The following is a 12,677-nucleotide window of genomic DNA, read 5'->3' as shown; positions in this document are numbered from 1 at the left end:
GATTATTATGTTCATAATGAGGAATTAAATAGTAATGTTCGAAGTATTCATAACCATCATGAAAGTGATGATGGTGAGGATGAGGGTAAGTTTAGTGTTGGTGAAATTATTTTAACTATTATTTTAATTGTTTTAATTCTTATAGTGGTTAGTTATGTGATTTACTTATTTACTTTAAGTGGTGATTATCCTACTTATATTGATGCTGTTAGTGTATTGTTTAGTGATCCAATGCAACTTATTGGTAATATTTTTAATTAAAATCCTTTCTTCTATTTTTATTTTTTTTTATAAATGAAATGTTAACAATTGTTAATATTTTGGGGTTAAAAAAAATTTAAAGAAAAGTGAATAAGGATTATTCTTCACTTTCAGTATTTTCCCCGGTTTCTTCAGATTCTTCTTCTGCTCTTTTTTCAAATTCATCCACAAATTGAACCTTATCATAAGGCATGTTTTCATATAAATCTTTACTAATTCGGTATCTAGCAAAGGTTATATCCATATAACTTTTTTGATCGAAATGAGTGATTTCATCTAACTTGATTTTAATAGTATCCCCGTCAAATTCAACTTCAGTCTTTTCAAGATCCATATTAGGATAAGCATAGTGAAGATTAATCATACTTTTAACTTTTTCAGTATCATCATCAATAACATCAGAAATGGTTAAATCATAATCTAAAGTTTTACCTGCAAGTTCATGGTTGAAATCTACTTTAACTCTTCCACCATTTACAGTTAAGATTTTACCAGTTTGTCCTTCAGCTGTGATTTTCATTCCAGGATATGGTGTCATACCTTGTTTTTTAAATTCTTTCATTGGGATGAGTTGAACTAAACTACTGTCACGATGACCGAAACCATTTTCAGGGTCAACTGTTACTTTCTTATTATCCCCTACTTCCATACCAAGAACTGCATCATCTATTGCGGGGAGTAAATGTTTTCCACCAACAACTATTGGTATTGGTCCATAATTTTTTTCCTTATTATATATTCCTGCTTCTTCAGCTACATCTTGATTAGTAGTATCAAATACATCACCGGTTTCTTCTACTTTTCCAGTGAATTCTATTTTAACAAAGTCACCATTTTCTATTACCATAATTTAATTCTCCTATTATCGTTAATTATTTTATTTTTAAAATCTTCTAAAACGTGTTCATTTTTATAATTTAGTACACGTATGTTAAAAGGATAAGTTTCAATATAATTAGATATTATATCATTATTTACTTTTGTCTCAAGTATACTTAAAACCCTATGTTTATAATGAGTACTGAAACCATATGGAATAATATTTAAAACTTCATCTAGACTTGTGAAAGGTTCTTCTTCCCTGTGAAATATAATATTTTTAGTTAATTCTGGTGTGAAAAAGTTTAATTTAGATAATTCAGTATATGACAACGTGTTAACATTTTTTAGGATTTCTTCTATGTTTCTTATATTATGTAATGGTGCATGATTATTTTCTATTTCACGTTTTAAAATTCTTAAAGTCTCACTTGGTACCATGTCTTTAATGGAATCTAATTCGTTACTAACTATGGCTTCCCGTATTCGTGTACCACTAACACCTTCAATACGTGGAACGAATATGAATTTATCCTTAAAATCAAATCCTATCTTATTTAAACTTTTACTAAATGAACAAATAACATAATTATCCTCAGCTAACTTACCCTTAAAAACCGTCTCATGAAGGGTTGTGTCAACTATTTTATAAGGTTTAGGTACAACTGCATGACCCATACTTATACGCTTAAGAATATCAGTAAATTCTGGTGAAGGATTATATCCCCTTGGAATGTAGTCAGTGTTTAGGGCTTGAAACATTTTACATAAACAGAGACTGTATTGACCAGAACCCATAATACCCATAGGTGGCCCTTCAACTACAATATCTGCACCAACATTCACTGCAATCTCAGCTCTAACCTCCCTGGGTAAAATGTAGGGTAGGCCTCGTCCACTACGCTCAAAAAGTCCAGGGACAACTGCAACAAACAAACCATCAGGAACATGTTCTTTTGCAGTTTTCATACAATGATAATGACCATTATGTAAAGGTGAATACTCAGTAAAATCAGCAATTAAAGGAACACCACTATGAGGTGTTTTGTTTTTCACTAAATTCCGGTTTTGAGAATCCCTGTAATCTTTTTTAAAAATCTTCTTATCACGTTTTAAAATATTTTCCACATAAACTTCACTTACCATAATATTAATTATTTATAAATCTTATAAATAATAAAATTAATTACATTATAATAGAAATTTATTGTGTGGGAGGATTGGATTTATTTTATGTTATTTGATACAGTACTCAGAAATGTGAAAATAGTAAACATGAAAGGTGAATATAATATAGGAATAAATGAGGGTAAGATAAGTAAAATCAGTAAAACAGGTTTAAATGGGGAAAACGTAATAAGCCCAGGGGAAGGTGAGGTGGTGCTTCCAGGTTTAATAGATCCTCATGTACACTTCCGTGACCCAGGTTTAACTTATAAGGAAGATTTTCATACTGGTAGTATGAGTGCTGCAAATGGAGGATTCACTACTGTAATTGATATGCCAAATACTAAACCCATAACTAATACTTATAAAAATTTTCATGAAAAAATAAAAATAGGGGAAAAGAAGAGTATAGTGAACTTTGGTTTAAACTCTGGATTTAATACATACGGCGAAATGTGTAAGATCGCAGAATTAAAACCTGCTAGTTTTAAAATATTCATGGACCTTGAAACAGATTCTAGTCTAAATGAAAAATTTAAGGATTTACAAAGATTAAACACTGAACTAGGTACTAGTTTTTTAGTTTCCTGTCACTGTGAAAACCGTTTTATAGTACATGAAAACACTTACTATCAAAAAAGTAAAAAAGAAAATCAGAGTATTGATTATAGTTATGCTCGACCCTCTGAGGCAGAAATTGTAAGTATAAAACAAGTCCTAGATTTAATCAGAAAGTATGATTTAAAAGCACACATCTGTCATTTGAGCACAGTTAAAGGATTAAAGGAAGTATTAAAAAGTCCATGTGATGTAAGTTATGAGTTTACACCTCACCACATATATCTGGATAATACTTATTTTAATAGTTTAGGAAATATGGTAAAAACCAACCCACCACTACGTAACGTTAATGATAAAATTGGATTAAAAAACATTAACCCTAAATGTATGATAGGAACAGATCACGCACCACACACAATAAATGAAAAAAACTTGGGAGTGTGGGATAGTAAACCAGGAATTGGTAACCTCGAATGTGTACTACCATTACTTTTAACTGAAGTAAATAATGGTAGCTTAAGTTTAGGATTACTAGCTAAAATTATGAGTGAGAATCCTGCAAAAAGATTCCACCTTGAAAATAAGGGAGAAATATGTGAAGGATACGATGCAGACATAACAATAGTAAATCTTAAAGAAAGTGGAGTAATAAATCCTATGGAATTTTATAGTAAAGCTAAATATTCACCATTTAAAAATTGGACTTATACTGGAAAACCTGTAATGACAATTGTTAATGGAGAAGTAATAATGGAAAAAGGTGAAATACTAAAAAGAGATATAGATAGGAAGGGTGAAAAAATTAGTAAATACGTGCACAGTTAAGTAAAACATAGTTAAGCCTTAATTATTTTTATAGTTAAGGTTTTAAATAATATTTTAATTAAGTGTTTTTTTAATTATTTTAATAGTTTCTTTTTTTTAAAAATTTAGTATAAGATTTTTTTTATTCCAATTTTAAATAATTAATGTGTGAGTGTGTAAACATGTACACAGTAAATATTTTATAAATAAAAACTACAAGTGTAAAAGTTTTTGGAATTTTAAAAAAAATGAAAAATAGGATTTTAAGAAAGGAGAGAAAATTCCTCCTAACTTAAAATTTTTTTTATATAAATTTTGTTTATTTTGTGTTTAAAACATTTACTAAACTTTAAGCAGTTACAGTAATACTACCAGTTTGATTATTGGAAGGTTGGTAAGTACTGTCCCCTTCAAAGTAACATTTGAAGGTGTAATCACCAGCAAATAATTCAATAGGTAATTGTACTTCTCCAGCAGAGTCAGTAGTTCTCCAGTAAAGTTTACTTTGACCAGCAGCATTAGATAATATCATACCTATCTTTTGACCAATAATAGGAGTACCATCAGTAGTTTTTAAAGTTCCAGTGAAGTTTAAAGCTTGACCATATTTTTCAGTGAAATTACTGAAAGATAATACGGTAGCAGTACGGTTATCTACAGGTTCAGTTCCGTTAGTAACGGTAATAGTACCGTTTGCAGGACCACTAGGTAAATAATAAGTTTTATTATCAGCAGTTGTGAAACCAGCGAAACTTGCACTAGCTGTGTAAGATCCAACGAATAAATTAATTTGTAATTGGTATTCTCCATTAGTATCAGTAGTTACCCAATAAATTTTACTAGCACCATTAGCAGGGTTAGTAAGATTAAGAGCAATATGTTGACCAACAATAGGGTTACCATTAGCATCAGTTAATTTACCAGTTAAGTTTAAACCTTCACCATAAGCTTCAGTGAAATTAGTATTAATAGTTAAATTAGTAGTAATATTACCAACTACAGGAGTTGGTTCAGGAGCAGTACCGTTTACAGTTACATTAATAGTAGTAGCAACATCTTCAGTTAACTGAGTTGTAGATGTATAACTAATTAATACGGTGTAATTACCATTTGCATAGTTACCGAAAGTAGCTGTGAAAGATCCATCAGCATTAACTTTAGTAGTTGTAGAAGCAATTACATTATCTTCAACATGTTCAGGATCATATTTACTGGAATCAAATAAGAAAACTTGTACAGTTCCTTCAGTAGCGTTAGCTACAGTACCTTTAATGGTTATAGGAGTTACATTGTTAGTACTTATATTTTTAGCAATAATATCACTAGTTAATTGAACAGTGTTAATAATTACATAAACAGGTTTACTAGTATAATTATTATTAATTTTGAATGTAACAGTGATTGCACCTTTAGTTAAACCTTTTAAAGTATTTGCATCAACAGTTACTTTACCTTCAACCATGCTTACAGTACCTGCAAGTTTACCACCAATGTAATAGTTTACATCTCCAGTATAATTTACAAGATCATTAGTACTGTTAGTTAAGTTAAGAGTGAAAGTTTTATTAACAGTGTTTAATGTAACACCGTTTATAACAGTAGGTTTAGCATTAAGATCACCAATTGGTTGACCAGTAACACTTACAGTTGCAGTAACATTATAAGGTAAATAAGTATCATCACCAGCGAAAGCATAAGTTACATTATAATCTCCAGCACTTAAAGCTAAAGCACCAAAGTCAATAGTTGCTTTTCCGTTTATTACATTAACATTACCTAATGATTTATTATTAATAAACATTTCAACAGTAGTGTTAATTGGAGTTTCGAAAGTAATATTTGCGTAAGTACCATTACCTGTAGTAGTAAGATTATATTTTAAACTAGGTGGGGTAACAGTAATCACATTACTATTTTTAATAACGATATTTACAGTAGTGTTACTAGCAGCATAATTATCCTTATCAGTTGGTGTGAAAGTAATTAAAACATAATAATTACCATTAGCTTGTTCACCAATAAGAATATTATTAATAGTAGCAGTACCTAAATTAGCATCAGAACCTTTAACAGGAGTAATAGCTTTTACAGCTGTACCATCTGCTTTGTAAAGAACAGCAGTCCAAGTACCATCAATTTTTTCATTACCAGTAGTAGAATTAGAAATTGCTTTAATAAAATCAGCAATAGTAGTTGCTTTTAAAACATCATTAGTTGTGTAAATAGTTTTATTAGCAGTGAGATTAGTAGCAACCTTATTAATAGTTAAAACCATAACATCAGAATTATTAATCTTATAGTTAGAACCAGTAGCACTTAAAGTTATAAAGTAAACACCAGAGTCTAAACCATTAATTGCTTTAGCACTATCAGTAGTTAATGTGTAAGAACCATCAGTATTTCTAGTGAATGTTAAATCAGTTTTTTCACCAGTAGCTTGATTAATAGCAGCACCAGTTACAGTTACAGTAGAATCTTTAATTAAATCCCCATTAATATCTAAAACAGTACCATTAATAGAAACATCAACAGCACCGAAATCAGCATTAGAATCATTTAATACGCCGTTAACTTTACCGTTTTTAGGAGTTATATTAAGAGTAGCAGTAGCAGACACATCACTATATGAGAATTCAAAAGTCATATTAGTGGTTGTAACAGCTAAAGGTGTAGAAGAACCTGTTAAAGCTTTATAAGTTACATCATTTAAAGAAAATTTACCATTTTTATCAGTAGCTACTGTATAAGTATTTCCACCAACAGTAACGTCTACATTTACACCATCAACAGGAGTACCATCAGTTTTAGTTAAAGTACCAGAAAAGGACCAAGAATCCCCATAACTAATAGTGTTTTTATAATCATCTAAAGCTAAAACATCATCATTATATGTAAAAGCAATATATGAATTAGAATCTGCACTTAAATAAGTATAAACTGTATCTGTATAAGCAGCTGATCCTTTTGGAACAACAACATTAAGATAATAAGTAGTTCCATCAGTTAACTTATCTGCACCATTAATAGTTAAATCAGTAGCAAAAGTACCATCAGTACCTAAAGTAACAGTAGCACCATCAACAGTAGCACCATCAACAAGAGTATAAACATCTGATGATTTTGTGTAAATACCAGAACTTACAACAACATTAGGTTGAGTAGCAGTATTCAAAGTATTATCATCACCAGTAGTAGTAGCATTAATAACAGTGCTTTCAGGAACATGAGTATTTAATGAACCAGTTGATGCAGCTCCAGTTTTTACAGTGTCATTAATAGTAATAATATTACCATTACTTACAGGAGTATCTCCAGTATTAGTTACAGTAGCATTATCAATAGGACCATCAGTAGCAGGTTCTGCTGAAACTGCAGATACTGCTCCAATCATTACAACTGCAAGAACTAAAAATAATGATAAAACTTTAATGTTTTTTGAAAACATTTTATTTTTCACCTCAAAATTTTTGAGTTTTTTTATAGTATCAAAAAAAGTTTTATTTTAAATTTTTTTTTGATCTATTTTTTCATTCGTCTGTCTAAATAAATTTTTTTTATTCTTTTTCATATGAAAGAAAATAATAGTAATCCTTATAATTAAAATAGAGAGAAAAAGTAATGTTTCCCCCCATTTTTCCGGATACATCATCCCCATATAAACATTTTAACATGAAGTATTCTTTTAAATAACTATGTTTTTAGTTCCTTTAAAAATTTTCATACAATTATTATATTAGGGTGGAATTTTTAGGTGTATAGTGTTAGTTATTTTTTAACATCATGATAAAACCTTTTTTGTTTTAATTTATTAAAACAATCCAAAACCTAATAAGTTTACTTTAAAGGGTTGTTAAAAAAATACCATGTTAATATAACCTTATTGTAATTATACAATAAATACTTTACTATATAATTCTCATAATAACAAGCATAAAAAAAATGAGAAAATTTTAATAAGTAAAATTAAAAATTTAAAAAAAAAGATAATAGTAAATGTTAATTTTATATTTATTTTTTTTATAAAACAAAAAAAAGAGGGAAAAATAAGAGTAAAATTTCCATCCCTTTTTAAATTTTTATTAAGTAGTGTTTTTATTTTAGTGATAGTGCGTGTTCTTTGCATCTTTCAATACAATTTTCACAGAGTGTGCAGAAACCTGCAACAGGTAAATTGGTTTTACTTGTTTCATGTAACATGTCATATGGACATGCTGTTATACAGTCTCCACATTGATCACACTTAGAAGCATTGAAGTTTATACGGTTACGTGTAACAGTAACACCATCTATGATTTTATCCACTTCTGCAAGTTGTAATGCATCATTTGGACATACTGCTGCGCATGCTCCACATCTTGCACACATACTGAAGGATGGTTCTCCCATGTCCCGTTTTTTGGATGGTAATTCCATTCCACGTTTAGTAACTACACGTATTGCTTCTGTTGGACATTTAAGTGCACATGATCCATCGAAGATACATTTTTCAGTATCACGTACTAGTCCTTCATCTGATGCTTGTGTTGCTTGTCCCCAAGTTACACTTAATTCTATTGCATCTACTGGACATAATTTTTCACATAATCCACAAGCGGCACAAGCATTTGGTAATTTAATACTTAAATCTGCACCTTTAGCTTGGATGAAGTCTCCTGGACATGCATCTACACAAGTATTACATCCAATACAATCTTCATTGTTTAATGTGAAAGTGTTTATGGTTTTTCCACGTTTAATTGGAATATTTTCACTAATGTATACTGCATTCCATGGACAAGTTTGTGAACAAATTCCACATTTAATACAAGTATCTTCATCTATAGTGATAGGTTCACCATAACCTGAAAGTGTTATTGCATCTACTGGACATTCACTTACACATGTTCCACATCCAACACAGTCTTGAATGTAGACTGCACCTTCAATATTTACTTCTCGAGTGGCTGGTTCTTTTATACCCGGCATACCAATTGCATCTACTGGACAAATATCTACACATTGTTGACACATTACACAGTATCCACCAAGTGGTAATTCTCCTTCCACATCTCCAAGTTTCATTATACTTTTAGGACATGCACTGATACATTCACCACATTGATCACATTTACTTGGGTTGAAGTTTAATCTTACAACCGGATCTGCATCATCAGAAATGATAATGTCCCCAACAGTTAATGCACCATTAGGACACACACCAGCACATTTAGGTTCACTATCACAAGTATCACAGTAAGTAACTGTTTCTTTCACTGCAATAGCACCGGAAGGACAAACTCCTTCACAAGCTCCACATTTGATGCAAGTATCTTGATTAACTGATATCATATTAGTTATTCTCCTAATTTAATTAATTAAATTTTTTTCTTTACTATAAAAAATTTTTATATAAAAAAGGTTTTAATATGGGGGAGATTAATTTTTCCCCACTATTAGAACTTTAAATTTTTTTTTATAGTATTTTAAATTTTTTTTTGCATCAAATAATTTATATTTTTTTGACAAGGGTTCCTTCACTATCGTATACTTCAATAGTTGCAAGTCTCATTTGACCATCCATTGTATGGGTTGCACAGGATAAACATGGATCGTATGCACGGATAACCATTTCCATAAGGTTGAAGATTTTATCATCTACTTCTACACCAGGTTTGATGTAAGTTTTTGCGACTTGGTTTATTCCCATTTCCATTGCTGGATTGTTTTGAATAGTTGCAACAACGATGTTTGCTTTAGTTACAAGTCCATTGTCATCTGTTTTGTAGTGGTGGATTAATGTTCCACGAGGTGCTTCTACAATACCTGCACCTTCTCCTGCTACTTTTTCTTGTGGTTCCGGTACTTTTTCACCAGATAAGTCTTGGTCTAATCCGTCAGCTGCACATTCTGCTGCTGCTAACATTTCAATAATTCTTGCCCAGTGGAAGAGTAATGGCTGTTGTGCGTATCCGAATTTTTCACGGAATTCTTCAAATGCAGCTTGAGCTAATGGTGCTTGGTCTGGCATTTTATCTGCAACGTTTAAACGAGATAATGGTGCTACACGGTAAATTCCTTCAGGGTATCCTAATTCTTTAATGTATGGGAATTTTAACCAACTGTAAGGTTTTACGTGTTCTGCAACAATGTCTTGGTATTCGAGGTTGTTGTATTCGTATTCGATTTTGGATCCGTCTTTGGATTTTATTCTAACATTTCCATCATATACATCCCATACACCATCTTTAACGAGTCCGCAGTGACGTGTGTCTCCGAAGTTTCCAAGGGTTTGTACAAGGTCTAATTTTTCAGCAAATACTGGTTTTGCAAGGTCAAGTGTTGCTTGTGCAAGTTCAACGTTTTCTTTTGCTTTTGCAAGTAAATCTGCTTGTGTTTCATCTGAAAGTTCTGTGGTTATTCCACCTGGAATACTACTAGCTGGGTGAATTGGACGTCCACCTATTGCTCTTACAATATCTAAACCATTTCTTCTGATTTTGATTGCTTGTAATGCTACTTCTGGACTGTCTTTAATGATTTGGAATACGTTACGGGTTTGTCTTGTTCCGTTTGGTATTATTAAATCTGGTGCTGCGAGGAAGTAAAAGTGAAGAGCGTGGGAGTGCATGAATGAACCCCAGTTTTCAATTTCTCTCATCTTATAAGCAGTAGGGAGTATTTCATCTCCGAATCCGAAGATTTGGTCTGCTGCTTTTGCTGCTGCTAAGTGGTGTTGTACATCACAAATACCACAGATACGTGGTACTATACGTGCTACTTCTTCTATTGGTCTTCCTTGTAAGAATTTTTCAAAACCACGGAATTCCATTACATGTAGTTTTGTGTCTTTTACGTTACCGTTTTCATCAAGGTCTACGGTTATTTTTGCGTGTCCTTCAATACGGGTTACTGGTTCCATTGTAAGTGTTGTCATATTTATTTGCCTCCTTTTTGCATTTTCATTGGTACTAATGCATCAGGTAAAGTGTAGGTGTAGAATGTTCCTACGATATCATCTAATTCGTTTGCTACTTCTTCTGGATCTACATCTTTATCTTCTGATACTCCGTAATCTGATGCGATAGCGGAAATCATTTTTGCTCCTGCATCTTTAACATTTGCAGTTGGTCCGTAACATCCACGGCATGGTACGTTTGCATCTCCTGGGCATTCGGATCCACAGAGGGATACGGTTGCTGGTCCCATACATACGAGTCCTTGGGAGATTAAACATAAATCTTCTTCTGGTTTTCCAACTTCAAATTGTCTTTTGATGAAGTCCATTGCTAAACCTGCAGGTGGTTTTTCTCTTGGACATACTTCACAAAGGTTAGTTGTTGGTAATTCTATTGTTTCCCCATTTAATAATGTGATGATTGCTTGTGCAACTACATCGGATCTTGGTGGGCATCCTGGGATGGTTAAGTCCACATCAATACATTCGTGTAATGGTCTTACACGGGATTCAAGGTGTGGTACGCCTTCGCTTGGGATGATTCCTTCTGGGTTTACAGTACTGCAAGAGTTAATGTATGCTTCTTCTTCTAATTCTTCTACGGTGTGTAAGTTTCCAAGTCCTGGTATTCCACCGTATGCTGCACATGTTCCGTATGCAATTACAAAGTCTGCTTTTTCTCTTAACATTTCTGCTAATTCACGGTTTTCATTGTTTCTTATTCCACCTTCTACAATAAGTACATCTAAGTGTGGTACTTCATCATATTTGGTATCCATAAGTACTGGTGAAAATTTGAATTCTGCTAATTCTAATACATCAAGTAATGATTCGTGGAAATCAGCAATTGATAAGTGACAACCGGAACATCCTCCGAGCCACATGGTTCCTATTTGTGCTTTTTCAGCCATGTTATCATAATCCTCCAAATAATATTAAATTTATCCTTCTGCTTCGATTTCTTCTTTTAATGGGGATGGTCCGAGTTCTTTAATACGATTTACCATCATGGTTACAGTAGTTGCGAATTTTTCCCCTTCGGATGCACTGATCCAATCATGGTATACTCTTTCTTTTCCTATTCCAAGGTCTTCTACGAGTTTGTAAACTAATCTCATTCTTCTATCTAATTTGTAGTTTCCTGCATCGTAGTGGCAGTCTCCCATATGGCATCCTGCGATAAGTACTCCATCTGCACCTTCTCTGAATGCTTTAAGGATAAATTGTGGGTCTATTCTTCCGGAACACATTACTCGAATTACTCTTATATTCGGTGGGTATTGCATTCTAGCAGTACCTGCTGTGTCTGCTCCACCATAGGAGCACCAGTTACAACAAAACATTACTATTTTTACATCTTCGTCCATAGAGTTTTTCCTCCTCTAGAATATCTCAAATTTTTTTTTATATATATTTTTTTTACCTAAAAAAAGAAAAGTTCTTCTCTTTTTAAGGATTTATATTTTTTTTTGCTTTTTATAAAAAGTTTTTTTTATGTAAAACTAATATTTTTTTAAATAAAAAAAAAGTCTTAATTTTTCTTATTTAATTTTTAGTTTTTATTGTACGTTAATGAGCTAGCTCAGCTTAACATCAATGTACTGTTAATATATTAAATAAGTATTAAATATAAATGTTACTTCGAAAAGTATTTCGAAAGCTTTAAATATCATATTAAGTTTTTTGTATGTATTAATACTAACAGTTTTATTTTTAACTAAATACCTTTAAAATAATTAAAACACTATACAAACACTTAAAAAACTTCAATAAAAATCCAATAGACACTTAAAAAAATAAGAAACACAAACATCACCAACAAGAAAAATTATATGAAAAAATTAAAAAAAACAAAGCCCCTATAAAACATTGAAAAAAGTACCAATCAGTATACCTCTAGCTAGCAATATATGCTGAAATCAACAAAAAATATAAAAATAAGAATAAACCCCAAAAAAATTTTAATAAAAAAAACATTACCCCCTTAAATATTTAAATTTCATCTAAAAACCAAAAATTAAAAGATCATTAAAAAAATACAATGAATAAATTAATACAATTATATGAAAAAAATATTTTTTATAAATATAAACTATACTAAGTAAGAGGAGTTAAAGTTATAACCTAAAGT

8 protein-coding genes and 1 pseudogene are annotated in these 12,677 nt (G+C 31.4%); 2 read left to right on the top strand and 7 right to left on the bottom strand.

The features are described 5' to 3' along the window. A pseudogene (locus BP769_RS08505) lies at positions 1–261 on the top strand (hypothetical protein); the annotation flags it as partial. A 97-nt stretch (positions 262–358) separates the two neighbouring features. On the opposite strand, the gene BP769_RS08500 reads toward BP769_RS08505, so the two are convergent. Beyond that, entirely contained in the window at positions 359–1,108 is a 750-nt protein-coding gene (locus BP769_RS08500; RefSeq protein WP_413862402.1) for a peptidylprolyl isomerase, read from the bottom strand. Continuing rightward, positions 1,102–2,226 (bottom strand): nucleotidyltransferase family protein, encoded by a 1,125-nt coding sequence (locus tag BP769_RS08495; RefSeq protein ID WP_413862400.1) that lies wholly within the window; start codon positions 2,224–2,226, stop codon positions 1,102–1,104. Before BP769_RS08495 ends, BP769_RS08500 begins: the two co-directional genes overlap by 7 nt. Before the next feature lie 87 nt (positions 2,227–2,313). Here BP769_RS08495 and pyrC point away from each other — a divergent pair, with 87 nt between their 5' ends. After that, the gene (gene pyrC, locus BP769_RS08490) at positions 2,314–3,633 is read left to right on the top strand and encodes a dihydroorotase (RefSeq protein ID WP_413862398.1); all 1,320 of its coding nucleotides are present in this window, start codon (positions 2,314–2,316) and stop codon (positions 3,631–3,633) included. A gap of 328 nt (positions 3,634–3,961) precedes the next feature. On the opposite strand, the gene BP769_RS08485 is transcribed toward pyrC, so the two are convergent. From BP769_RS08485 to BP769_RS08465, 5 genes are all read right to left on the bottom strand, one after another. Further along, positions 3,962–7,057: a beta strand repeat-containing protein gene (locus BP769_RS08485; RefSeq protein WP_413862396.1), complete on the bottom strand. Its 3,096-nt coding sequence runs from the start codon at positions 7,055–7,057 to the stop codon at positions 3,962–3,964. 647 nt (positions 7,058–7,704) lie between these two features. Beyond that, positions 7,705–8,940: a 4Fe-4S binding protein gene (locus BP769_RS08480; protein ID WP_413862394.1), complete on the bottom strand. Its 1,236-nt coding sequence runs from the start codon at positions 8,938–8,940 to the stop codon at positions 7,705–7,707. 160 nt (positions 8,941–9,100) lie between these two features. Next, positions 9,101–10,525, bottom strand: a complete 1,425-nt coding sequence (locus BP769_RS08475; protein ID WP_413824343.1) for a Ni/Fe hydrogenase subunit alpha — start codon at positions 10,523–10,525, stop codon at positions 9,101–9,103. Positions 10,526–10,527: 2 nt separating this feature from the next. Next, the gene (locus tag BP769_RS08470; RefSeq protein WP_409198470.1) at positions 10,528–11,457 is read right to left on the bottom strand and encodes a F420-nonreducing hydrogenase; all 930 of its coding nucleotides are present in this window, start codon (positions 11,455–11,457) and stop codon (positions 10,528–10,530) included. A 30-nt stretch (positions 11,458–11,487) separates the two neighbouring features. Further along, entirely contained in the window at positions 11,488–11,913 is a 426-nt protein-coding gene (locus BP769_RS08465) for a hydrogenase iron-sulfur subunit (RefSeq protein ID WP_409198469.1), read from the bottom strand. Between the last annotated feature and the right edge of the window lie 764 nt (positions 11,914–12,677).

Source organism: Methanobrevibacter sp. UBA417 (assembly GCF_002508845.1).
GTDB classification, from domain to species: Archaea; Methanobacteriota; Methanobacteria; order Methanobacteriales; family Methanobacteriaceae; genus Methanobrevibacter_A; species Methanobrevibacter_A acididurans.
Note: the sequence above shows the minus strand (reverse complement) of the source record. Positions and strands in the feature narration are given on the sequence as shown.